Raw genomic sequence first — 23,267 nt, 5'->3', positions numbered from 1 at the left:
TTCGGATGTGGACCCCATGTCAGGCGCCCAGAGGCCGTAGTAAATCGCGGCTGATGATGTGGCGCTGGATTTCGCTGGTGCCGTCCCAAATGCGCTCGACCCGGGCGTCGCGCCAAAACCGTTCAATCGGGAAATCGTCCATCAACCCCATACCGCCATAGATCTGCAAGGTTGTGTCCGTGACCCGCGCCAACGCCTCGGAGGCATAGAGCTTGGCCGACGCGATCTCTCGGTTCGACGGCAGGCTCTGGTCCAGACGCCATGCCGCGGCCAGTGTCAGCCAGTCAGCGGCATCGATTTCGGTGATCATGTCGGCAATCTGGAACCCGACGCCCTGGAATTTACCAATGGGTTGGCCGAACTGCTTGCGTTCCGCGGCGTAGTTCAAAGCATAGTCAAAACAACGGCGCGCGCGTCCGACGCTGAAGGCCGCGACGGTCAGACGCGTGGCATAGAGCCATTCGTTCATGACGGCGAAACCGCCATCCACCTCGCCCAGCACCTGGGCGTCCGGCAACCTGCAGTCGTCAAAATAGAGGATGCAGTTCTTGTACCCCTTGTGGCTGACCGAGGTGTATCCATCGCGCACCTCGAACCCGGGTGTGCCCCGATCCACAAGGAAGGTGGTGATCCGTTTCTTGGGGCCCTTGGGTGTCTCATCGACGCCGGTCGCAATGAACACGATGAAAAAGTCGGCGTGTTCGGCACCCGATATGAAATGCTTGGATCCGTTGATCACCCAATCGCCGCCGTCCCGCACGGCATTGCATTTCATGCCGCGCACGTCCGACCCTGCATCGGGTTCCGTCATGGCAAGCGCATCCATTCTGTCGCCGCGGACTGCGGGCAAAAGATAGCGTTCGCGCTGTTCGTCGTTGCAGGCCATCAGGATGTTCTGCGGGCGACCAAAGAAATGGGTCAGCGCCATTGAACCGCGTCCCAACTCGCGTTCGACCAGTGTGAAATCCAGGTGGCTGAGCCCTGCGCCGCCCACCTCTTCGGGAAAGTTGCAGGCGTAAAAGCCCATGTCGATGACCTTGCGCTTGATCTCTTGCCCAAGGTCGTGCGGCACGTGGCCGGTGCGTTCCACTTCGGCTTCGTGCGGGTAAATTTCGTTTTCGACAAAGCTGCGCACGGTGGACACGATCATGTCCTGTTCTTCGGTCAGGCCAAACTGCATGTGAAACGTCCCCTGTTCAACGGTGCGATCTGAGCGCAGCTTGTGCAGCGGCGCTGTGCGGGTTTAGATGTTGATCATGCACAATTGGCCAAATATCCACGACGCGCTGCAGCATGTCGACATTCTGCTGTTTGACCAGTTTTCGAACCATTGCCTTGCCAATTTTGTGGAACCCTTGCGTGCAACAAACGGGATTGTTCGGGGGCAGCCGTATCACTGGCGATTTGTGACGTTGGATGGGGCGCCGGTACACAGTTCCAGCGGATTGCAGATTGCACCGCACGGGGCGTTGGGGGACGCGACCGGGCGTGCGCTGTTTCTGATGCCATCCTACGGTATCCGCACGTTGGACCGACCGGATGTCGTTCGTGCCGTTGTTCGGGCCGCAGGGCGGGCCCAGGTCTTGGGCGGTTTCGACACCGGGTCCTGGTTGCTGGCGCGGGCGGGATTGCTGGATGGCTATGCCGCCACAATTCATTGGGACATGCTGGACGGTTTTGCCGAACGTTTCCCGCATGTTGATGTGATGCGAAAAAGATATGTGATCGACCGCGACCGCGTAACCTGTTCCGGCGCAATGGCGGCATTCGACGTCGTGGCACATCTGATTGCCGAGGCGCACGGCCCGACCGTGGCGATGGAGGTGGCACAGCTTTTCATGTCGCGGGATGCGACGCCGATGACGGGTGCGACGCTTGCGGGTCGGACTGTGCGGCGTGCCGTGGCGCTTATGCAGGACCACGTTGAAACGCCCCTGACCATCCCGGAGATTGCCCGCCGGGTCGGGTGCACCCAGAGGACGCTGGAACAACGCATGCGTGCGGCCATGGCTGCGACGCCCGCTGCCGTATATCGCCGTCAGAGGCTGAACGCGGCCCTGCGTCTGGTGCGGCACAGTGATGTGCCGGTGGCCGAGATTGCGGGACGGTGCGGGTACGACAATGCGAGTGCGATGACCCGTGCGTTCCGGGCCGCGTTTGGTGCCAGCCCGCAGGCGGTGCGCCAAAGCGGTCTGTGACTAGCTTGCCGTGGCCTTGTCCGGTTCCGGTTCGGCTGCTGGTCCGTCTGGGGCCGTCGTTGTGACAGGAAAGATCCGTCTGAGCGCCACGTAGAACACCGGGGTAAAGAACAAGCCAAGGAAGGTCACGCCGGACATGCCGAAGAACACGGCTGTACCCAGGGCCTGCCGCATCTCGGACCCCGGACCGGTGGCGATCATCAGGGGCACCACACCAAGGATAAAGGCAAAGGCCGTCATCAGGATGGGGCGCAGCCTCAGTCGGCAGGACTCAACCGCCGCCTCGGCGGGCGACAAGCCTTTTTCCTCTTGCGCCTGTTTCGCAAACTCGACGATCAGGATAGCGTTCTTGGCGGATAGTCCCACGAGGACGATCAGGCCGACCTGGGTCAGGATGTTGTTGTCCATGCCACGCAGCATCACGCCGGACAGGGCCGACAGAACTGCCAAGGGCACCACAAGGATAATGGCCAGTGGCAAGACCCAGCTTTCGTAAAGCGCCGCAAGGAACAGGAAGGCGAAAAGAACCGAGAACGCAAAGATGTAGCTGGCTGCATCCCCCTGGTTGCGCTCTTGCAGGGCCAGTTCGGTCCACTCGAAATTCACGCCGGGCGGCATAAGTTGGGCCGCCAGTTCCTCCATCGCGATCAATGCCTCGCCCGTGGACACACCCGGTGTGGCATTGCCCTGAATAGGCACCGACACCAGCTGGTTATAGCGTTGGACAAGGGCCGGGCCTGCGGTGTCGACGACCGAGACGAGGGTGCCCAACGGAACAAGCGCCCCGGTGGCCGTGCGCACGCGCAACGACCGGATGTCGTCCTCTTCCAACCGGAATTGCTGGTCCGCCTGCGCGCGCACCTGGAACAGGCGCCCAAAGGCGTTGAAGTCGTTCACGTAGGCCGAGCCGAGGTTGATCGACAATGTCTCGAAAATCTCTCCGATCGGGACATTCAGCATCTGCGCACGCACCCGGTCGATTTCGAGGAACACCTGCGGTGAACTGGCCGAGAAGGTGGTGAACACGCCCGCAACCTTGTCGGATTGCTGTGATGCGCCCATGATCGCGTAGGCCGTGTTCAGGACCCGCCCCATGTCGGACGTTTCGGTGTCCTGCAATTGCATCTTGAACCCGCCACCGGTGCCCACACCGCGCACTGCGGGCGGCGCGATGGCGATGATGAACGCCTCGCGGATCACTTGCATCCGGCCAAAAAGCTGACCGACAATGGCATTGGCGTTCAGCCCGCTTTCGATACGATCCTCGAACGGCTCGAACGTGGTGAAGATGACGCCCTGGTTGCTGGCATTGGTAAAGGTCGCGCCCGAAAAACCGGCAAAGGCAACTGCGTTCACGACCCCGGGGGTTGCGCGTGCGATTTCGGTTGCCTGTTTCATCACCGCGTCGGTGCGATCCAGCGCCGCCCCTTCCGGCAATTGCACAACCACGATGGCGTAGCCCTGGTCGGCGTCCGGAATGAAGCCTGTCGGCACCTGTTCGTTGATCCACCACGCCGCGCCAATCAAACCGGCAAAGACCACAAAGGTGACCAGGATCATACCCCATGTCCCGACAAGGATACGGACAATGGCGGCGTAGCCGCGGGTCATCGCGTCAAAACCGCGATTGAACCCGTTGGCAAAGACACCGCCGATCCGCACCAGCGGATTGCGTGACGGTGTATCGCTGCGCTGCTTCAAAAGGACGGCGGCCAATGCTGGCGACAGGCTGAGCGAGTTGATACTGGAAATCACGGTTGCCACGGCAATTGTCACGGCAAACTGTTTGTAGAATTGACCGGTGATGCCCGGCACCAGGGCCGCTGGCACAAAGACCGCAATCAGAACCAGCGACGTACCGATGATGGCGCTTTGCACCTCGTCCATGGTGCGCGCGGACGCTTCGCGCGGGGTCATGCCGTTGTCGATGTTCCGTTCCACATTTTCGACCACCACAATGGCGTCATCGACCACGATCCCGATGGCAAGGATCAAGCCGAACAGCGTCAGCAAGTTGAGCGTGTAGCCCAAGGCCAGCATGATCGCGAACGTGCCGATCAGGGACACGGGCACCGCAAGCAGGGGAATGATCGCGGTGCGCCAGCTTTGCAGGAACACCAGAATGACGATCACCACCAGCAGCACCGCCTCGAACAAGGTGGTATAGACGGCGTCGATTGAAGCACTGATGAACTCGGTCGGGTTATAGACGACGCGGTATTCGAGGCCCTGGGGAAAATCCCCGGCCAGTGCGTCCATGGTGGCGCGCACTTCGGCCGCGGTGGCCAGCGCGTTGGATCCCGGCCGCTGGAAGACGCCCAGGGCAACCGCTGGTTTATTGTCGAGATAGGAATTCGTCACATAAGACCGGGCCCCGATTTCCACCCGCGCAACATCACGCACCCGCACGACGCGCCCGTCATCGGATGCCTTGACGATCACACGGCCAAATTCGCGCGGATCTTCAAGCCGCCCCTGGGTCGTGATCGAGACCTGGAATGCATTGGCAGCCGTGTTGGGGGGCGCCCCGAGTGATCCGCCGGACACCTGGACGTTCTGTTCGCGCAAGGCAGCAACGACATCGCCCGCCGTCAGACCAAGCGACGTCAACTTGTCCGGGTCAATCCAGACCCGAGCGGAAAACTCACGCTCTCCAAAGATGATGAGGTCGCCGACCCCGTCAATGCGCACCAGCCTGTCCCGCACCCGCGCCCGCGCGTAATTGGACACATACAGCTGATCGAAGGTTTCGTCAGGCGACAGCATGTGCACGACCATCATCAGGTCGGGCGAGGATTTTGTAGTAGTGACGCCAAGGGCGCGCACCTCTTGTGGCAGGCGCGGTTCGGCGATGGCGACCCTGTTTTGCACCAGCACCTGTGCGGTATCCAGGTCGGTACCCAATTCGAAGGTGATTGTCAGGCTCATCGACCCGTCGGCGGTCGAGTAGGACGACAGGTAGAGCATGTCCTCTACCCCGTTGATTTCCTGCTCAAGCGGGGTCGCAACGGTGTTGGCGATGGTTTCGGCGTCCGCCCCGGGATAGGCCGCACGCACAACGATCGAGGGTGGCGCGATTTCGGGGTATTGCTCGATGGGCAGCTGGTAATACGAGATCAGGCCCACAATCGTCATGATGACCGACACGACGATGGCAAAGATCGGGCGGCTTACAAAGAAACGGCCCATCTCAGTTTTCCGCGATCAGGGGCAGTTCCATCCGGTCGGGGTTCACCGTAGTGCCCGGCCGCGCGGCGACCAGCCCGTCGATCACGATGGTTTCGCTGCCATCCATGCCCTCGCGGATCACCCGGTACCCGTCGATCCGCGGGCCCGGCCGTACCGGCAGCGGGGTCACAAGCCCGGTGTCGTCCACTGTCATCACCAGCCTGCGGTTCTGGTCCGCGACAATGGCACGGTCCGGCACCAATATGCCTTCATAAGGAAGCGAGCCGGGCACATTGACCCGACCAAAGAGACCCGGTGTCAGAAGCTCGTCGGGGTTGGGCAGCACAGCGCGCACGCGCATGGTACCTGTGTCTGCGTCGATCTTGTTTTCGGAAAAATCGAGATATCCGCTTTGCGCCGGAATGCGGCTGTCGGACAGCGTCACCTTCACCTCGAGTGCGCCGCCCCCTTCCTGCAGGGACGTGCCCCGGGCCCGCGCGTCGCGGGCGTAGGCAAGGAAGTACCGTTCGTCGATGTCAAAAAGGAAATAGATCGGATCGTTCGAAACGATGGTGGTCAGTTCGGTCTGATCCGCAGACACGAGGTTACCGGGATCAATTTGCGACCTGTCGATGCGTCCGGCCATCGGCGCGCGGATTTCCGAAAATTCGATATCAAGTTCGGCCAGTTCCAGGGCCGCGCGCGCCTGTTCCAGCGCCCCCTGGGCCGACAGATATGCCTCGCGGCGTTCGTCCAGCACGCTTTGGGGAATGGTGCCGTTGCCGATCAGGGCCTGTGCGCGTTCCAGCTGTTCTTCGGCAAAGTCAAAGGTGGCGGTCGCGACGTCGATCTGGGCCTGCGCCTGCCGCAGCGCGGTCCGGAACTGCCGCTGGTCGATGGTGAACAGCAACTGGTCCTTTCCCACCAGGCTGCCGTCCTGAAAATGCACAGCTTCAAGGTATCCCGACACGCGCGACCGAACGTCGACTTCGGACTGCGCCTCGAACCTGCCGACAAATTCATCATCTTCGACGATTGTTTTGACCACCGGGCTGGCCACTGTGACCGTAGGCGGGCCTTGTTGCGCCAATACAGCGCTGCCGAATGTGATCGCAGCGAAAAAACCCGCCAGTGCCAAAAATTTCATGTGCATATTCCCAATTTTGGCCATCCGTGGACACCACGATCCAGCCGCACGGGTCGCAACAGTATGGTTCCGACCGAGTCTTGGGGGCAGTAAACCAGAGGTTGCCTGTCCAAGTCCATACGACCACAGGGGGTGGAGGGCAGATATGCGCCCGACTTGGCAGCGAACGCGCATCTGTGCGGAAACTTTAGGATTTGTGCATTGGACCATCCTGTGGTGCCCTGCCAAGTCGGTAGGGCAGACCGGGCCGCAGGCCGGGTCCTGCCAGCGCAGCCATATGCCAGGCAAGCACAAGGTTGCTGGACAAGACCGGGAGTCTCAGCGCCGCCTCGATCTCAGGAATGGCGGGCAGGGTACGCAGATTGGTGCACGACAGAAAGACTGCATCAAACTGATCCGCGTCGCCCAGGCCGCACGCCGCTTGGACGATGGAACCGGTCGAGATCCGCACCACACGTTCTTCAAGCGGTTCATCAAAGCTGGCGAAGGCGGTGACTTCGATTCCGGCCAATGCCAGGACATGGCGCAACCTGTCCGACACGCTTGCGATATAGGGGCTGATCAGACCCAGGCGCGTGATGTGCAGGTGGCGGCAGGCAGCGATCAAGGCGGTCACCGGATTTGTCACATGCGGGGTCGGGACGCCCATTGTGATCAGGTGGGCGATCTTGTCCGCCCCGATTTCAGCCGTGCCGGAGGTGCACCCATATCCGACACAGGCCATGTTGGCGCCGCGCGGAAACAAGGCCGCCGCAGTGGTGAGGTCGTCTGCCATTTGGCGCAGCGTATCGGGCGATACCGTTGCCGCCGATGGTACGCGGCTGATCATGTATTCGACCGTGTCCGGCAGCAGTCGCCGCAGGTCGCGTTCGACGGTTTCGTCGGATTGAAGCGCCACGAGGCCCATCTGCAATGGGCGGTCGTCTTCCAGATCGAAAGGAAGCGTCATGTCAGCACCCGAATGTCGCGCGCCTGCGGTGTCGACAACCACGCGGCGCCGTCTTTGGTGATGACGATGTTTTCCTCGTGCACCATGATCCGATCCTCACCCAGGAGCACGGACGGCTCAAGTGTCAGGACCATGCCGGGCACCAGCGGAGTGTGATCGGTTGCGACAATTGACGGCCATTCCGTCAACTGCATGCCCAGCCCGTGCCCCAGTCGTCCGGCTTCCAGAGTGGAGCCGCCGGGATTTGCCACCCGGTCCATCGCGTGAAACAGGTCCGATATGATGCTGCCCGGTCTGGCAATGTCGAACGCCGCGCGGGTGGCGTCGACAAGCCGGGCGTGTGCGCCGGAAACCGATACGCTGGGCGTGCCCACGCTGTAATTGCGGTCAAAATCACAGAAATAGCCGTCGCGCACCAAACCGGTATCAAGCATCAGAACATCACCGGGCTGCACAGGCGCATCGGTGGCGGGCGAAATGACATCACCATAGCCGCCGGCACCCGCCGCACCAGCAAGGTAGGGCACCCAATCGGCGCCCTCGGACAGGCACAGCGCTTGAAAGTCACGGAACACTGCGCTAAGCGGGACGCCCGGTCGGGCAATGTCACCCACGCGGTCGAACGCGCGGTCGGCAACCTGAGCTGCCGCGCGGATCTTGGCGATTTCGCTGTCCGATTTGATCGTCCGCAACTTTCGGGTGATCTGGGTGTCGCTTACGATCTGGCAGGGCGCCAGTGCGGCCTGAAGTGCGTGCAGGTCCGCCAGCGGCATTCGCACATGGCTTTCCATCGTGTCGGCCAATCCGATGCGACCGCCCCGTGGCACGATCTCGCGAAGGGTATCGGCAAGCAGTCCAACGCCGTCATCACTGTAGTTCGGGGCCTGCCAGGTCCGGATGTCCGTGATCCAGGTCTGCCGCATCAGATGCGCCCCGATGGACGGGATCACCGCAATCGGCATGCCCTGTGCCGGAAGAACCACAAACCAGGGCCGTGTCGGGCTTTCCCAAAAGCGGGTGAGGAAACCGGTGTAGTACCGGACTTCCGGCTCGGTCGTCAGAAGCAGCGCGTCCAGATCGACCGTGGCCATCATGGACTGGGCGCGCGCCGTACGGTCCATGAATTCCTGGGGCGCGAACCCGCGCAAGGTGTTGCTCATTCAGATGCCTCTTCGCTCAGGATGACCAGCACGCGCGCGGCGGCGTTCAAACCCACATCCGCACCGTTTGCAGCGCAAGCCAGCAGACCGGACAGTCCGGCGGCCCCGGAGGGTGTCGTTGGAAAACCTGCCTGCGCCGCAGCGGACGCACCATATGCGCCGTCCTCTTCCGATATCAGGACATAGTCACTGGCGTCACGCGCCAACCCCTTGAGTGCGATCAACGATGGTTCCTTGCAATCAAGGCGCCCCATGTCGGACCTCGGCCCTTCGGTCACTTGCGCCGCTCCGGCCGCGACCGACGCAAACAGCGCGGGTGCCGCGTCGGGCTCGACGACAACGATCCGGGGCGCGCCGCCCCACGCCTTGCGCGCATAGGCGGCACATGCCGCGGCCAAGCCGCCGACACCGGCCTGCAGAAAGATATGGGTGGGGGCAGGCATGGCCGCGACAGCCTCCTGCATCAGGACGGTGTACCCTTCCATCAGCCGATGTGGCACATCGACATAGCCCGGCCACGAACTGTCGGACAACAAGGCCCACCCGTTCGTTTGCGCGACCCGCGCTGCCTCGGCCATGCTGTCCTCGTAGACTGCACCCTGGCGGCACACCTCTGCGCCGTGACTGCGCAGGCGGTCTGCAAACGCCTCGGGGACCGTATCGGCAAGGTAGACAACGGATTTCGCCCCAAAGGCCTGTGCGCCCGCGGCCACGGACAGACCATGATTGCCCGCACTTGCCGTGACATAGGTACGTCCGGCTGCCAGACCATTTGCGGCGTCACACGCAATGACGTAGGCCGCGCCAAGTGCCTTGAAGCTGCCCAGGCCCATCCGCCCACGCTCGTCCTTTACGTGAACCTCGGACACGCCTGCGATCCGGGCCAAGGCCCGGGACTGTACCAGCGGTGTCGGCGCTGCGGCGGGGCACCGCATCAGCAGGTCAGCGGGATGTGAGGCGTCGGCACTGGGCCACGGGATGTCTGGAAGACCGGCAAGGACGGCTGCAACCCGAGCGTCAGTGTGGGCAAGGTGTTTCATACCCGAGGCGTAGCAGGTGCAGCCGCAACAGCCCAACGGAATCGCGCGACATGCGCGTGCTTGGCGATCTGTGTGCCGAACCTGAAAAGATGGCTGGGATGGTAGGACTCGAACCTACAACCTACGGTACCAAAAACCGGTGCTCTACCAATTGAGCTACATCCCAACGTGCCGCGCTAATTAGAGCGGCGTTGGCGCGCGCGCAAGCCCCTTTGCGCCAAAAATCGGACTATTCCTTGGGAGCGGCTTCGGTCAACAAATCCGGGGCGTCCGGGTCGTTGCGTTCGGCATCGACCAGCTTGTCGAGGCCTGCCTCGGACGCGTCTGTCACATCTGCTGCATCAACGTTGGTGACAGTGTGCGGGACGGGTGCCATCGGCGCGGGGGCCAGGCGCGCCGCTTCGGCGCCAGCCTGCGCCCCACCCAACAGTTGCACGCGGTAGGTTGTGTCCGGCACTTCGATGCCCGCGCTTTCGATCCGCGCTTTGACCAGTCGCAGCGCTTCGCCCTTGGCGCGAACAAGCGATGTGGCCTCCTGATCAATCCACCCGGTCACGGACAGGAAAATCGCGCCGTCGCCGATCCGTTCGATCCATGACATCGGCGCCGGCTCGGACAGGACAAAGGGCAGGCCCGCCACGGTGTCTTCGGTCATCTGGCGCACATCCGCCAGGTCCGCATCGGATGCCACCCCTATTTCAAAGTCAAAGCGGCGTTCAGTGTTGGTGGAATAATTGACGATGCGGCTTTTGAAAACGGTCGCATTGGGAATACGGATATGATTGCCATCAAAGCTGAGGAGGATCGTTGCGCGGCTCGTCAGGCGTATCACCTTGCCGATGTCGCCTTCGATCTCGACCACGTCATTTGGGCGAAAGGGCTGCCGGATGGACAGCATGATCGAAGCGATAAAGTTCTCGACCGTGTCGCGGACCGCAAAGCCGATGGCCAAACCCACGATCCCCGCGGCGCCCAGGATCGTGCCCAGCAACGCGGTCGCCCCCAGAATGTCCAGGGCAATGACGACACCAGCCACAAAGAACAGGATACGGACGACCTGGCGGTAGATGTTGGCAATGAAGGCGTTGGGGGCAATCCGGTCCCAGGGATAGCGCGCCCGGGCCAAAAGCAGGCCCAGTGACAGCACCAGCACAAAGACAAGCAGGGCCACAGCCAACAGCGGCAACAGCGCGACGCCCTGGCTTAGCCGGTCCTGGAACCGCTCGACCGCCGGGTTCAGCCGCGCGACCACATCTGTCGTTTCAGACACCTCGTTTTCGATTGCGACGACACCTTCGACCCGACCGACCAATTCGTTCAGACGGTCGGCCGTGGCGGTATCGACCGTCGTGCCGCGCAGTGTCACGATGCCCGAAGAGACAGAGACGGTCACACCGTCAAAACCTTCGAGTTCGCCCAGAATGCCGCGAATACGCACGGCGATGGCGGCGTCCTGATCGGCGCTGTCCTGGACCGTGATCGTGCCCTGGGGCTGGCTTGTATCCTGCGCAGCGACCGGCAGCGCCCACAGGCACAGGAAAAGGGCAAGCGCGCGGATCATGCCTGCACATCCACAAGAATTGCGCCGTTTCGCCCGCCCGCCTCGACTGCCTCGTGCGCGAGCGCGGTTTCTGACAGCGAAAACACCTGGGCAACGGGGCAGTGCAGCCCGCCCGTCGACAGCGCCGCATGCAGCCGCGTGATGGCGGCATCGCGTTGTGCCTGGGGCAACAGGTAGATCAACAAGATGTCGATGGTCACTGCCTTGAACAGAAGCGGGCCAAAGGGCAGTGAGGGCGCCATGTCGCGGGCAGACCCGTAGACGGCCATGGTGCCGTTGGGTGCAATCACCTCTGCATTCGTGGCGACGTTCAGGCCGAACTCCACCTCGACAATACGCTCAATCGGAGCGCCGTCATTCGCGGCAAGGATATGCTCTGCCAAGTCGGGGTCTGCATAGTTCAGAACGACATCCGCGCCGGCCTTTTCCGCGGCCGCCAGCCCGTCGCCGCGCGCCGTCGCGACGACCTTGGCCCCACCCCATTTGGCAAGCTGTACCGCCAGCAGGCCGACGGTACCGGCCCCGCCCTGAACAAGAAGGGTTTGTCCCGCCACATCCCCACCGCCAAAGATCGCGTGGGCCGCTGTCAGGCCGGGTATGCCCAGAACCGCGCCGGTTTCAGCGCTTATGTCGTCAGGCAACGGCACGGCTTGCGCGGCGGGAAGACAGATGTGCGTGGCAGCCGTGCCCGCGGCCCTTTGCCATTGTCCGTTCCAAACCCACACCCGCTCTCCGACACGTGTTCTGGGCACCCCGTCACCGACGGCCACGATGCGCCCCGCGCCGTCGCTGTGCGGAATGATCTGGTCAAAGGGTGGTTTCGTGACACCGGGCCGTGATCCCGATCGGGCCTTGACGTCCGACGGGTTAACGCCCGAATGGCTGAGTTCCACCAGCACTTCGCCCGCTGCGGGATTGGGGGTTGGACGGTCTGTCAGCGCAAGGACATCTGCGGCAGGACCGAATTGGGCGTATTGAATACATTTCATCAGGATGGTCTTCTTCAAGTCGGCCCGCAGGCGGTGGCGTGGATGCTACCCAAGTTCCCTGCAAGAGCAAGGAGAGTTCCGATGACCCGACAGGTTCTTGTCCCACCGGCGTTGCGCGCGGCCTGCGCGCAGGCGGGGATGTCGCCAGGCGTTGTGTCGCACAACCACGTTTTTCTGACGGGCGTCACGGGTGCAGGACCGGACGGAGCCATGCCCGACACTGACGAAGCGCAGTTCAACGCCTGTTTTGAAAAGATCGCGGCCGTGCTGGCCGAGGCGGATCTGGGTCTTGATGCGGTGGTCGAAATGACCAGCTACCACGTTGGCTTGCGCGGGCATTTCGATCTGTTTGATCGCGTCCGCCGCTTGCATCTGGCCGATCCCTATCCGGCATGGACAGCGGTCGAAGTGGCCGGTTTGCGCCGGCACGGCGCGGTTGTCGAGATCCGGGTGGTGGCGGCGCTGCGCTAGTCGCGCAATTCGTTCATGGCCACGCCCCACAGTCGGGCCTTGGGGGCCCAACCCCGAAAACCGCCGGAACTGAGGTGACACCATTCAGGACCGCATTTGCCAAGGCGGGCGACGACGCCGGCTTCAAGCGCGGCCGTCACGGGCGCACCCGCATCGGGTTTGGTGCGCAAGGTCAGCATATCCTGTTCGACAATCACGGTGCGGGTGCCGGACAGAAGGGAATAGTGAACCCAGCCGCCCAGGCCATCGCGGTCCTCGACCCGGCGCCAATGTCCGTGTTCGGCGGTGATCCGCAGGGGCATGTCGCGCCGTTTGAACACCCAGTCGATCCTGTGCGTCAAGGACGGCCCCCGGCGCACATTGCCTTCCGAGGCTTTCATCGACACGTAGCGGGGCAGGGGCAGGTTTGTGACAGGCCCGGTATCGCGTGCCATCAGGGGCAGGGTCAGGCCCAGCACCAAAAGCATCGACAGCATGAACCGCAATACCGCACGCATCGGGAAATTTCCGCTCATCACTCGCCTCTTGATATGGCCGAGGTTCTTGTGCCTCGTGCTCACATCCGCCACCATGCCAAAGAAGGGCCGCAAGGCCAAGCGCCGGGGAGGACGCAATGCCAAAGGAACGTCTGAGTGTTGTCGTTACGCGACGGTTGCCCGCCGAAGTTGAGACCCGGTTGAGCGAACTGTTCGACGTGCGCCTGCGCGAAGATGATGCGCCCATGTCGCGGACGGACATCGTGGACGCCATGAAAAATGCGGATGTCCTGGTGCCGACGATCACAGACACCGTGGATGGCGCGATGATCGGGCAAGCCGGTGAGCGGCTCAAGCTGATTGCCAATTACGGTGCCGGTGTCGACAACATCGATGTGGCGACTGCCCGTCAGCGCGGGATCCTGGTGTCGAACACGCCCGGTGTGCTGACCGATGACACCGCCGACATGACCATGGGCCTGATCCTTGCCGTGACACGTCGGCTACCGGAAGGATTGGCCGCGATGCAGTCTGGTGACTGGGACGGTTGGGCGCCGACCGCATTTCTGGGCGGTCGCGTGGCGGGGCGTCGTCTGGGCATCCTTGGCATGGGCCGGATCGGGCAGGCGGTTGCCCGCAGGGCCGCTGCGTTTGGCATGCAGGTGCATTATCACAACCGCCGACGGCTGCGATCCGAAATCGAGGACGCGCTTGAAGCGACCTGGTGGGAAAGCCTGGACCAGATGGTCGCACGCATGGACGTGCTGAGCGTCAATTGCCCCCATACGCCATCGACCTTCCACCTGATGAACGCCCGCCGATTGAAGCTGATGAAACCGGACGCTGTGATCGTGAATACCTCGCGCGGCGAAGTGATTGACGAAAACGCGCTGACCCGGATGTTGCGCGCGGGCGAGATCGCTGGGGCGGGACTTGATGTTTATGAAAACGGGACCGAAGTGAACCCGCGCCTGCGGGAACTGACCAATGTTGTGCTGCTCCCGCATATGGGGTCGGCCACCCGCGAAAGCCGGATCGAGATGGGCGAGAAAGTCATCATCAACATCAAGACTTTCAACGATGGGCACAGGCCACCCGACCAGGTTGTGCCATCCATGCTGTGACACCGTGGGGCGGCAGTGCTGCCTCGGGGCCAAGACCAGAATTGACTGCCGCGCCAAAGGAGGACCCCATGCGCTTTTGCCTGACTGTTGCCTTCACCCTAATCGCGAACGCTGCGCTTGCGCAGCAAACGGCTGATGCGGTGCAACCGGAAACCGGTGTCGATGGCGCCGCAGCCGCAACATCCGAAGCGGTCGCCGCCGCGCAGGCGGCCAAGGACGCGGGCCAACCGGTTGACGCGCAATCCTACATGGTTGCTGCAGCCAACCCGCTGGCCGTGCAGGCCGGGGTCGAGGTGCTGGCGGAGGGTGGAACGGCGGCAGATGCGCTTGTGGCCGTTCAGGTGGTCTTGGGTCTGGTCGAGCCGCAATCATCAGGTCTTGGTGGCGGAGCATTTCTTGTCTGGTACGACGCAGAGAGCGGCGAGTTGACCACGCTGGATGGGCGCGAGACCGCGCCACTGGCCGCCACGCCGCAGCTGTTCCAGACTGAAGACGGCGAGCCGATGGGTTTCTTCGATGCCGTTGTCGGGGGGCGTTCCGTTGGAACACCGGGTACGCCTGCGCTGTTGGAAGAGGTGCACCGGCGTTGGGGCAATCGGATCTGGTCCGACTTGTTCGATGCGGGGATGGGGCTGGCGGACAACGGTTTCGAGGTGTCGCCACGCCTTGCAGGGCTGATCGAACGGGACGCAGAGCGCCTTGGGACCTTTCCGGTGACCGCTGACTATTTTCTTCCCGGCGGTGCGCCCCTGTCAGTGGGAACCGTTCTGAAGAACCCCGCGTACGCCAATACGCTGCGTGCGTTGGCCGCTGAGGGTGCCGATGCATTTTATACCGGCAAGATTGCGCAAGACATCATGGCAACGGTCCGGTTTGCCCCGGACAACCCGGGTGTGCTGTCGGAACTGGATCTGGCCGTGTACCAGGTGAAGGAACGCCCGCCTGTGTGTGTGACCTACCGCGCGCATGACGTCTGCGGAATGGGGCCGCCGTCTTCGGGTGCGCTGACCGTCGGACAGATCCTGGGGATGCTCGACAGTTACGACCTTGCCGCACTTGGGGCCGACAACCCCGAAAGCTGGCGTTTGATCGGTGATGCGTCGCGCCTGGCGTTTGCAGACAGGGGCCGGTTCATGGCCGACAGTGACTATGTTCCGATGCCGACGGCGGGGCTGGTCGATCCGGCATACCTGGCCGAACGGGCCACGCAATTGGACGGTGACACCGCTTTGTCAGACGCAACACCGGGCAGTCCCGGGTTCGATCACAGCCGCAACTGGGCGGATGACCAAAGCCTCGAATTGCCCTCGACCTCGCACATCTCGATCGTGGACAGCTATGGCAATGTGGCGTCGATGACCACGACGATTGAAAACGCCTTTGGGTCGCGGTTGATGGTTCACGGGTTTCTTCTGAACAATGAACTGACCGATTTCAGCTTTCGCACCCATGTGGACGGTGTGCCGATTGCCAACGCGCTGGCGCCGGGCAAGCGGCCACGGTCGTCCATGTCGCCGACCATCGTGATGAAGGATGGCGCACCGGTCCTGGCCATTGGTTCGCCGGGCGGCAGCCGGATCATCGGCTATACCGCCAAGTCCATCATTGCGTGGCTGGATTGGGGCATGGATGTGCAGCAGGCGGTCAGCCTGCCCCATGCCGTCAACCGCTTTGGCACCTATGACTTCGAAGAAGGCACATCCGCGGCTGATCTGGCTCCGGCGCTTGAGGCGCTTGGCTTTGAAGTGAATATTCGTGGGTTGAATTCCGGTCTGCACGCGATCGAGATTGGTGACAGATTGCAGGGCGGCGCCGATCCGCGCCGCGAAGGGATTGCGTTGGGCGACTGACGCCCGCGCACACAGGGAGAGACAGCAAATGCCGCAGGCCATTGATCTGCCACGGAACGAGGATGGCATCGCCACGGCGCTGGGCATCCTCAAGCAACAGTTCGGCGACCGGTTCCACACCGGGCAGGCCATGCGGGACCAGCATGCGCACACCACCACCTGGATCAGGGCACAGGCCCCCGATGCGGTTGTCTTTCCCACTTCGACCAAGGAGGTGTCGGACATCATCAAGGTCTGCGCCACCCATCATGTGCCGGTCATCCCCTTCGGAACGGGCACATCGCTGGAAGGCCATGTGAATGCACCCGCCGGAGGCATTTCCGTTGATCTGACCCAGATGGATCAGATCATTGCGGTCAATTCCGAAGATCTGGATTGCGTCGTCCAGCCGGGCGTGACGCGCGAGCAGTTAAACACCTACTTGCGCGATCGCGGACTGTTCTTTCCCATAGATCCCGGTGCCAATGCGTCTCTGGGCGGGATGGCCTCGACCCGTGCGTCGGGGACCAATGCGGTGCGCTATGGCACGATGAAGGACAATGTGTTGAGCCTTGAGGCCGTGATGGCCGATGGGCGCATCATTCGGACAGCGCAGCGGGCCAAGAAAACCTCGGCCGGGTATGATATGACCCGTCTTCTGGTCGGGTCCGAAGGCACGCTCGGCCTGATCACGGAGATCACGTTGAAACTGCAAGGCATCCCCGAGGCGATCTCGGCGGCGCGTATGTCCTTTCCGTCGATTGAAGCGGCCTGTCAGGCAGTGATGACAACGATCCAGTACGGTATTCCCGTGGCCCGGATTGAATTGATGGACGAATTGAACGTGAAGGCGGCCAATGCCTATGCCGGCCTGGATCTGCCAGAAACGCCGCTGTTGCTGCTGGAATTCCACGGGTCGGACCGTGGGGTGATCGAACAGGCGGAAATGTTCGGGTCCATCGCCGAGGACGCGGGCGGCACCGATTTTGCGACCACGGCCACGGCAGAGGAACGCAACAGGCTGTGGAAAGCGCGGCATGATCTGTACTGGGCCACGCTGCAACTTCGACCAGGCGCGCAAGGGATTTCGACGGATGTATGTGTGCCCATTTCCCGCCTTGCAGAGGCTGTGACCGGGGCACAGGCGAAGGCCGCGGAACTGGATTTGCTTGCGCCCATTGTCGGGCATGTGGGGGATGGCAATTTCCATTCGCTTGTCCTGATAGACATGGAGAACGATGAAGAGGTTCAGCGGGCCGAAGCGTTCACTGCCTTTCTGGCCGAAGAGGCCATCCGCATGGATGGCACGTGCACGGGCGAGCACGGGATCGGGCAGGGCAAGATGCCCTATCTGGTCAAGGAGCTTGGCCCGACAGTAGAGTACATGGCGGCCATCAAGACCGCGCTTGACCCACTGAACATCATGAACCCGGGCAAGATCTTTGGCCCGCGCCGTCAGGTCTGACGACGCTGCGCGGCGACATGTTTCAGCGGCTCTGCTCTCGCCATCGGCGCCCCCATGATTTTTTGAGACAGAGAAGCGCCAGAACGTATCGGCGTCGTTTTTCCGCCGTGACCGGTCGGCCTGTTGACGCGGGGAAATTGCGCTTTGCCTAGAACGTCATGGACGGTTTGCGAGGGAGTCGGGACATGAAAACCCATGTGAAAGCACTTGTCGTAGGTGGCGGTGCGGTTGGCACGTCGATTGCCTACCATCTGGCGCGCGCTGGCTGGGACGATGTGATGCTGTTGGAGCGGGACGAGTTGACGTCCGGATCGACCTGGCACGCCGCCGGTTTGCTGCCCTATTTCAACATGTCCTACGCGACGACCCACATCCACGACTATTCCATCAAGTTCTACAAGACGCTGGAGGAAGAGACGGGCCTGAACGCGGGGTTTGCCGTGGTCGGCAACTTGCGGATGGCGCAAACAGATGAACGCATGGATGAATACATGCTCTATGCCTCGACGGCCGAAACCTGTGGCGTACCCTATGAGTTCATGACGCCGGATGAGATCAAGGCCAAGTGGCCATTGATCCGGACAGAAGACCTGAAAGGCGCGCTTTATCACCAGACGGACGGATACATTAACCCCGCCGATGTCACCATGGCGATGGCCAAGGGGGCGCGGCAGCGTGGTGTAATGATTGAGCGGAAGTGGCAGGCGGATGCCTTTCACTGGACCGGTGAGGCCTGGGAGGTCACGGCGACGAAGATGGTCGAGAAGGGCGGCAATCTTGTCCCGTCGGACGAGCAGGTTGTGATCACGGCCGAGCACGTGGTGACAGCCTCCGGCAACCACGCGCAGCGCACGGCGAAGATGCTGGGTATCAAGATGCCTGCCATCCCGGTCGAGCACCAGTTCATCGTGATGGAGCAGGACCCGGAACTGGTGAAGTTCCGCGCCGAGGGGAATGTGGAGCACCCGGTTATCCGCGATGCAGATGCGCAGTCCTATGTGCGCGAGGAACGGGGCGGCTGGATCCTTGGTGTCTATGAGCACGGCGCGCCTGCACGGTTTGAACACGGTGTGCCCGACAGTTTCCGCGCTGATCTGTTCCAGTTGGATCTGGAGCGGATCGAAGAGCAATACATGGCGATGATTCACCGTGTGCCATCCTGCGAGAACAGTGGGTTGAAGGACGATTTCAACGGCCCGATCTGCTATACGCCCGATGGCAATCCGCTGGTTGGTCCGGCACCGGGTTTACACAACATGTGGCTGGCGGAAGGGTTTTCCTTTGGCATCACGGCGGCGGGGGGGACGGGGTATTACCTGGCCCAGATGATGGTCGACGGCGAAGCGGAGATCGACATGGCATCGCTTGATCCCAAGCGCTATGGCGACTGGATGACGACCGAATATGCCGCCCGCAAGAACGAGGAATGCTACGAACACGTCTATATCCTGCACCACCCGGATGAGGAGCGGGAGGCGTGCCGCCCCCTGCGCACCGGGCCCGCCTATGACCGGCAGAAGGCGGCTGGCGCCCAGTTTGGCTGTGTGAACGGGTTTGAGCGGCCCAATTACTACGGACCATTGGACGCGCCTGACGCGTTTGATCATGATGCGCGGTCCTTCCGGCGTGGCGGCTGGTGGCAGTATGCTGTCGAAGAAGCCAAGGCGATCCGCGAAGGTGTCGGGCTGATCGACGCTACGGCCTTTACCAAGCACCGGATTTCCGGGCCGGGGGCGACCGCGTTTCTGGATTGGATCACGACCAACAAGCTGCCCAAGGTGGGGCGTATCAACCTGACCTATGCGCTGACAGCGGCAGGGACGACGCGCACGGAATACACCATCGTGCGCGTGGCCGAGGATGATTATTACCTGGTGTCGGCGGGGGCCTGGCATGCCTATGATCAGGATTACCTGTACAAGGCGATCATGGAGAAGGAGCCGGAGTTCGGGCGCATCAACGAAGAGGATGTGACAACCCGGTGGGGTGTGTTTGCAATTGCCGGGCCGAAGTCGCGCGATGTTCTGAACGCGTTGGTGAGGGATGCCGATCCGTCGACCGTGCTGTCGAACAAGCGGTTCCCGTGGCTCAGCTTTCGCGACATCGAACTGGGCATGTGTCCGGTACGTGCGATCCGCGTGGCCTATACTGGCGAGTTGGGTTGGGAATTGCATCATCCCATCGAGATGCAGAATTACCTGTGGGATCAACTGGTTGCCGCAGGTGAAGCGCACGGGATGAAGCTGGTGGGAGCCCGGGCGCAGAACTGGTTGCGGCAGGAGAAATCCTACCGTGCTTTCGGGACCGAACTGGGCCGGGACGCCACGCCGATCGAGGCCGATTTGCCGCGCTTTGTGGACCTGTCCAAGGCGTTCCATGGCAAAGCGGCGATGGAGAAGATCGGTGTGCGGTCAAAATGCGTCACGCTGCTTGTCGATGGGCCCGGGGATGCGGACCCCTGGGGACGCGAAGTGCTGTACCACGGCGACACCCGTGTTGGTCGCCTGACCTCGGGCGGCTATTCCGTGGCCTTCGGCACGTCCATCGGAATGGGGTACGTGTCGCCGCACCTGGCCGTGCCGGGCACCAGGTTGAAGGTGAAGATGTTTGATCAGCTTTGGGATGCAGAGGTTGTCGAGGACAGCCCCTACGATCCCAAGAACGAGGTCATCCGCAAGGACGGCTGAGTGATTTCGCCGCGCGTGCGCTGCGGCGACCGACTGGGGCTCTGCCCCAGACCCCGGGATATTTTTGGCCGGAAGAAATGGTTTTAGCGGATTGTGCGGCGGGCGAGCCACGTCTCCCACTCGGTCGTCGATCCGTTGAAGGCGTTGATGTCGACCGAACCGGCGGTGTTGGGCAGCGTGCCCGTGGCTGTGTATTGCCAGAAGCGCCAGGGCTGGCCGGGATAGGCCTGGGCCGGGGTTTTCGCTGTCGTACGGAGCCAGAATTCGTAGCCTTTGAAGGTGTTGAGCTGGGCGTCCTCGTAGAAACCGGGGGTTGTGTAGATGATGGGCCGTTGGCCGTAGTGGGCGGTCACGAGGTCCAGCCAGCGGCGCATTTCGTCCTGCACAGTGGCCGCGTCCGGGCGGCGTCGGCAGGTGGGCGAAAACGGGTTCCATTCCATATCCAGGACGGGCGGCAGGCTGCCGCGGGTCTTGGGGGCCGTGCGGATGAAAAACTGGGCCTGTACTTCGGGAGCGGTGCAGAAATAGTAGAAGTGGTACGCGCCGCGCTTGATGCCGGCCCGACCTGCGCCCCGCCAATGGTCCTGGAACTTCGGGTCGGCCAGATCGCCGCCCTCGGTCGCCTTGAGAAACACGAATTCGATGCCGACGGCCTTGGCCCGTGTCCAATCGACAGAGGTCTGGAACCGGGCCGCGTCCATGCCACGCACGGGAAAGGTGCCGGGTTGGCGACCGGCGAACCTGACCGGGTCGGTGTCGCCAATGATCATGGGGCCAGTAAAGGGCGCGGGGGCGGGGGCGCAGGCGGTCAACAGGACCAGTGCGGCGATCAGGATACGGGTCAACATGAAACGAGCCTAGCGGCTTAGAAGCGGGCTGGCGACAGGGATTCGAGGGTGGCGGCCTCAATCTCGGGCGCTGCGCCCAGCACGAGATCCGCAAGAAGTTGGCTGGCTGCCGGTGCCGTCTGAAACCCATAGCCCCCCTGTCCCGCACACCAGACAAAGTCAGGCACTTGGGCATCGCGCCCCAGCACAAGGCATCGGTCCGGAGCAAAGCTGCGCAGGCCGGCCCAACTGGTTTCGACGCGTGCCACGGGCGATGTCACGTGTTGGCTGTAACGATCCAACCCTTCGGCCAGCACCAGATCATCAGCCCAGGCATCGTGGGGTTCAACCGCGTCTTCGTCAGCGGGGGAAACGAGCAGTTTGCCCGCGTCCGGCTTGGCGTACCATGCCTCGCCCACACCGAAAAAGATGGGCCAGGCGCTGACATCATGTCCTGCCGGTGCAGGCAGGCGCGCCATGGACCGCCGATGCGGCGTTATTCCGATGGGATGGACACCTGCCATCGTTGCAACCTGATCAGCCCATGCGCCCGCAGCGTTGACCAGAGTATCAGCTGAAAGCACCACGTCGCCGCACCGTACGGTCCAAGCCTTGCCGCGCGTGATCGCGGTGACCTTGTGACCGGTCAACACCTGTCCCCCATTTGCGCGCACAGTCTTTGCGAAATCCTGAATCATGCGGTCGGTGTCGATGTCCCACGCGTCGGCGTGGTAGGCGGCGCGGATGATGTGATCGTTCAGGATCGGAACATGCGATCGCGCCTCGGCCACAGAAATTTCCGGACATTTCAGGGTTTTGGCATCAGCCTCGAACCCGTCATCCTCGCCCGCGCGGGCCACGAGCAGGAAACCGCGGGGGCTGAGATAGGGTTGGTGATAAGCGGCACTTGCCTTGTTCAGCGCGATGACCGGGGGCAGGCCGTAGTTCTGTTCGAACAACGCCGCGGACCGCCCGGATGCGTGGTAGCCAAGCGCGCTTTCCCCTTCCACCAGAGTAACCCTGGCCCCTTCGGACAATCGCGCGGCGGCTGACACCCCGGCGATGCCACCGCCGATCACGATGATGTCTGTCATGCCTCTTCGATCCGGTCCGTGGCGGGAGGAGGGGTGACACTGAATGCCGTGATCCGATCATAGAGGTCCGGCGTCATTTCAAACTTCAGCGCGTCCAGCGACGGTGCCAACTGTGCGGCGGACCTGGCAGAGACGATGGGGCGTGGACGCGCGGGATGTGCCATGGCCCAGGCCACGGCGAGCGTGGCAGGGTCGGTGCCCTGATCCGCGGAAAGCGCAGACAGTTTGGCCGCCGCATCATGCATCCAGCCCACATTGTAGCGCGCGGCATACCGGTGGTCTTCGGTCAGGCGACCGGATCCGCCCTGCGCGTATTTGCCCGTCAACAATCCACCACCCAATGGCGAATAGGGCACGACTTCAATGGCTTGATCAACGGCCATTGGGAAAATCTCGACCTCGGCCTGTCGTTTGACAAGGCTGTGCATGGGTTGGATCATGTCGATCCTGATCCCGAATTGCGCGGCGACGGCCTGCGCTTTCATCACTTGCCAGGCTGCAAAGTTGGACACGCCGATATGGCGAATGCGCCCTTCGTGCTTGAGGGTGGCGAGCGCATCGAAGCTTTCTTGCAGCGGTGTGTTGTCGTCAAAGCGGTGCAGGTAGAGGATATCGACCACATCCATTTTCAGGCGCTGTTGCGAGGTTGCAAATCCGGTGAGGATGTTGGCGCGCCCCGAACCGCCCTCATATGCGGCCTTGGTTGCGATGATCAGCCCCTCGCGGTCGGCCTGTGCCATGTCGCCCAGCAGGGTCTCGGACGCGCCGCCAGTATAGACGAAAGCCGTGTCGAAATGGGTGATACCTGCCGCGCGGGCGGCGTCGAACATCGCGCGGCTTTCCTGTGCATCTGCGGTACCGCCGAACTGCATCGTGCCGAAGGTCAGGGGGGAAAGCGGGGTGCCATTGAGGGACGTAATCATGGGTCAAGTCGTGCCATTAAGGCACCGTACGCGCAACGGTTAACATCGTCCGCGCCAATTTGCGGCGCAAAGCCCGTTAACACAGGCATATGGCGGGGTCACAACCTGTACACATACTGTGCACAACCTGTGCACTGACTGTGCCCCAAATCCATGGTT

18 protein-coding genes and 1 tRNA gene are annotated in these 23,267 nt (G+C 62.3%); 6 read left to right on the top strand and 13 right to left on the bottom strand.

The window, feature by feature from the left end; genetic code table 11:
- Window positions 1–19: 19 nt before the first annotated feature.
- Window positions 20–1,180, bottom strand: a complete 1,161-nt coding sequence (locus tag Q0844_RS08650; protein WP_299043944.1) for an acyl-CoA dehydrogenase family protein — start codon at window positions 1,178–1,180, stop codon at window positions 20–22.
- A 76-nt stretch (window positions 1,181–1,256) separates the two neighbouring features.
- Between Q0844_RS08650 and Q0844_RS08645 the strand changes: the two genes are divergently transcribed.
- Window positions 1,257–2,198: a helix-turn-helix domain-containing protein gene (locus Q0844_RS08645; RefSeq protein WP_299043943.1), complete on the top strand. Its 942-nt coding sequence runs from the start codon at window positions 1,257–1,259 to the stop codon at window positions 2,196–2,198.
- Here the strand turns inward: Q0844_RS08645 and Q0844_RS08640 are convergent, their stop codons facing one another.
- The 8 genes from Q0844_RS08640 to Q0844_RS08605 all read right to left on the bottom strand — a co-directional run bounded on the left by Q0844_RS08640 (window position 2,199) and on the right by Q0844_RS08605 (window position 12,212).
- The gene (locus tag Q0844_RS08640; protein ID WP_299043941.1) at window positions 2,199–5,387 is read right to left on the bottom strand and encodes a multidrug efflux RND transporter permease subunit; all 3,189 of its coding nucleotides are present in this window, start codon (window positions 5,385–5,387) and stop codon (window positions 2,199–2,201) included.
- A 1-nt stretch (window position 5,388) separates the two neighbouring features.
- Window positions 5,389–6,513 (bottom strand): efflux RND transporter periplasmic adaptor subunit, encoded by a 1,125-nt coding sequence (locus Q0844_RS08635; protein WP_299043939.1) that lies wholly within the window; start codon window positions 6,511–6,513, stop codon window positions 5,389–5,391.
- A gap of 187 nt (window positions 6,514–6,700) precedes the next feature.
- Entirely contained in the window at window positions 6,701–7,462 is a 762-nt protein-coding gene (locus Q0844_RS08630; protein ID WP_299043937.1) for an Asp/Glu racemase, read from the bottom strand.
- Window positions 7,459–8,622: a Xaa-Pro peptidase family protein gene (locus Q0844_RS08625; protein ID WP_299043935.1), complete on the bottom strand. Its 1,164-nt coding sequence runs from the start codon at window positions 8,620–8,622 to the stop codon at window positions 7,459–7,461. Before Q0844_RS08625 ends, Q0844_RS08630 begins: the two co-directional genes overlap by 4 nt.
- Window positions 8,619–9,662, bottom strand: coding sequence for a pyridoxal-phosphate dependent enzyme (locus Q0844_RS08620; protein ID WP_299043934.1), 1,044 nt, complete (start codon window positions 9,660–9,662; stop codon window positions 8,619–8,621). Before Q0844_RS08620 ends, Q0844_RS08625 begins: the two co-directional genes overlap by 4 nt.
- Before the next feature lie 90 nt (window positions 9,663–9,752).
- Window positions 9,753–9,828: transfer RNA gene (locus tag Q0844_RS08615), tRNA-Gln, on the bottom strand.
- A gap of 63 nt (window positions 9,829–9,891) precedes the next feature.
- The gene (locus tag Q0844_RS08610) at window positions 9,892–11,223 is read right to left on the bottom strand and encodes a mechanosensitive ion channel family protein (RefSeq protein ID WP_299043932.1); all 1,332 of its coding nucleotides are present in this window, start codon (window positions 11,221–11,223) and stop codon (window positions 9,892–9,894) included.
- A complete protein-coding gene (locus Q0844_RS08605) occupies window positions 11,220–12,212 on the bottom strand; it encodes an NADPH:quinone reductase (RefSeq protein ID WP_299043930.1) in 993 nt (330 codons plus the stop codon). The genes Q0844_RS08610 and Q0844_RS08605 overlap by 4 nt, the downstream gene beginning before the upstream one ends.
- Window positions 12,213–12,293: 81 nt before the next feature.
- On the opposite strand from Q0844_RS08605, the gene Q0844_RS08600 reads away from it, so the two are divergent.
- Window positions 12,294–12,683, top strand: a complete 390-nt coding sequence (locus Q0844_RS08600; protein WP_299043928.1) for a Rid family hydrolase — start codon at window positions 12,294–12,296, stop codon at window positions 12,681–12,683.
- Here the strand turns inward: Q0844_RS08600 and Q0844_RS08595 are convergent.
- On the bottom strand, window positions 12,680–13,150 hold the full coding sequence (locus Q0844_RS08595; RefSeq protein ID WP_299045257.1) for an SH3 domain-containing protein: 471 nt from the start codon (window positions 13,148–13,150) through the stop codon (window positions 12,680–12,682). The genes Q0844_RS08600 and Q0844_RS08595 overlap by 4 nt on opposite strands.
- A gap of 146 nt (window positions 13,151–13,296) precedes the next feature.
- Between Q0844_RS08595 and Q0844_RS08590 the strand changes: the two genes are divergently transcribed.
- From Q0844_RS08590 to Q0844_RS08575, 4 genes are all read left to right on the top strand, one after another.
- A complete protein-coding gene (locus Q0844_RS08590; RefSeq protein ID WP_299043926.1) occupies window positions 13,297–14,283 on the top strand; it encodes a D-glycerate dehydrogenase in 987 nt (328 codons plus the stop codon).
- A gap of 68 nt (window positions 14,284–14,351) precedes the next feature.
- A complete protein-coding gene (gene ggt, locus Q0844_RS08585; protein WP_299043925.1) occupies window positions 14,352–16,133 on the top strand; it encodes a gamma-glutamyltransferase in 1,782 nt (593 codons plus the stop codon).
- A gap of 28 nt (window positions 16,134–16,161) precedes the next feature.
- The gene (locus tag Q0844_RS08580) at window positions 16,162–17,577 is read left to right on the top strand and encodes an FAD-linked oxidase C-terminal domain-containing protein (RefSeq protein WP_299043923.1); all 1,416 of its coding nucleotides are present in this window, start codon (window positions 16,162–16,164) and stop codon (window positions 17,575–17,577) included.
- A 185-nt stretch (window positions 17,578–17,762) separates the two neighbouring features.
- The gene (locus tag Q0844_RS08575) at window positions 17,763–20,264 is read left to right on the top strand and encodes an FAD-dependent oxidoreductase (RefSeq protein WP_299043921.1); all 2,502 of its coding nucleotides are present in this window, start codon (window positions 17,763–17,765) and stop codon (window positions 20,262–20,264) included.
- 83 nt (window positions 20,265–20,347) lie between these two features.
- On the opposite strand, the gene Q0844_RS08570 is transcribed toward Q0844_RS08575, so the two are convergent.
- From Q0844_RS08570 to Q0844_RS08560, 3 genes are read right to left on the bottom strand one after another with little or no spacing between them, the layout of a single operon-like run.
- Window positions 20,348–21,112 (bottom strand): GH25 family lysozyme, encoded by a 765-nt coding sequence (locus Q0844_RS08570; RefSeq protein WP_299043920.1) that lies wholly within the window; start codon window positions 21,110–21,112, stop codon window positions 20,348–20,350.
- 17 nt (window positions 21,113–21,129) lie between these two features.
- Window positions 21,130–22,185, bottom strand: coding sequence for an FAD-binding oxidoreductase (locus Q0844_RS08565; protein WP_299043918.1), 1,056 nt, complete (start codon window positions 22,183–22,185; stop codon window positions 21,130–21,132).
- Window positions 22,182–23,108, bottom strand: a complete 927-nt coding sequence (locus Q0844_RS08560) for an aldo/keto reductase (protein WP_299043915.1) — start codon at window positions 23,106–23,108, stop codon at window positions 22,182–22,184. Before Q0844_RS08560 ends, Q0844_RS08565 begins: the two co-directional genes overlap by 4 nt.
- Window positions 23,109–23,267 lie beyond the last annotated feature (159 nt).

The sequence above is a fragment of the uncultured Tateyamaria sp. genome (assembly GCF_947503465.1).
Lineage (GTDB): Bacteria > Pseudomonadota > Alphaproteobacteria > Rhodobacterales > Rhodobacteraceae > Tateyamaria.
This window is presented reverse-complemented; position numbering and strand designations above follow the sequence as displayed.

What these genes read in the sequence shown, in the direction of transcription:
- Q0844_RS08650 (WP_299043944.1), bottom strand. Translation starts at nt 1,180, where the DNA reads ATGCAGTTTGGCCTGACCGAAGAACAGGACATGATCGTGTCCACCGTG.
- Q0844_RS08645 (WP_299043943.1), top strand. Translation starts at nt 1,257, where the DNA reads ATGCACAATTGGCCAAATATCCACGACGCGCTGCAGCATGTCGACATT.
- Q0844_RS08640 (WP_299043941.1), bottom strand. Translation starts at nt 5,387, where the DNA reads ATGGGCCGTTTCTTTGTAAGCCGCCCGATCTTTGCCATCGTCGTGTCG.
- Q0844_RS08635 (WP_299043939.1), bottom strand. Translation starts at nt 6,513, where the DNA reads ATGAAATTTTTGGCACTGGCGGGTTTTTTCGCTGCGATCACATTCGGC.
- Q0844_RS08630 (WP_299043937.1), bottom strand. Translation starts at nt 7,462, where the DNA reads ATGACGCTTCCTTTCGATCTGGAAGACGACCGCCCATTGCAGATGGGC.
- Q0844_RS08625 (WP_299043935.1), bottom strand. Translation starts at nt 8,622, where the DNA reads ATGAGCAACACCTTGCGCGGGTTCGCGCCCCAGGAATTCATGGACCGT.
- Q0844_RS08620 (WP_299043934.1), bottom strand. Translation starts at nt 9,662, where the DNA reads ATGAAACACCTTGCCCACACTGACGCTCGGGTTGCAGCCGTCCTTGCC.
- Q0844_RS08610 (WP_299043932.1), bottom strand. Translation starts at nt 11,223, where the DNA reads ATGATCCGCGCGCTTGCCCTTTTCCTGTGCCTGTGGGCGCTGCCGGTC.
- Q0844_RS08605 (WP_299043930.1), bottom strand. Translation starts at nt 12,212, where the DNA reads ATGAAATGTATTCAATACGCCCAATTCGGTCCTGCCGCAGATGTCCTT.
- Q0844_RS08600 (WP_299043928.1), top strand. Translation starts at nt 12,294, where the DNA reads ATGACCCGACAGGTTCTTGTCCCACCGGCGTTGCGCGCGGCCTGCGCG.
- Q0844_RS08595 (WP_299045257.1), bottom strand. Translation starts at nt 13,150, where the DNA reads ATGCTTTTGGTGCTGGGCCTGACCCTGCCCCTGATGGCACGCGATACC.
- Q0844_RS08590 (WP_299043926.1), top strand. Translation starts at nt 13,297, where the DNA reads ATGCCAAAGGAACGTCTGAGTGTTGTCGTTACGCGACGGTTGCCCGCC.
- ggt (WP_299043925.1), top strand. Translation starts at nt 14,352, where the DNA reads ATGCGCTTTTGCCTGACTGTTGCCTTCACCCTAATCGCGAACGCTGCG.
- Q0844_RS08580 (WP_299043923.1), top strand. Translation starts at nt 16,162, where the DNA reads ATGCCGCAGGCCATTGATCTGCCACGGAACGAGGATGGCATCGCCACG.
- Q0844_RS08575 (WP_299043921.1), top strand. Translation starts at nt 17,763, where the DNA reads ATGAAAACCCATGTGAAAGCACTTGTCGTAGGTGGCGGTGCGGTTGGC.
- Q0844_RS08570 (WP_299043920.1), bottom strand. Translation starts at nt 21,112, where the DNA reads ATGTTGACCCGTATCCTGATCGCCGCACTGGTCCTGTTGACCGCCTGC.
- Q0844_RS08565 (WP_299043918.1), bottom strand. Translation starts at nt 22,185, where the DNA reads ATGACAGACATCATCGTGATCGGCGGTGGCATCGCCGGGGTGTCAGCC.
- Q0844_RS08560 (WP_299043915.1), bottom strand. Translation starts at nt 23,108, where the DNA reads ATGATTACGTCCCTCAATGGCACCCCGCTTTCCCCCCTGACCTTCGGC.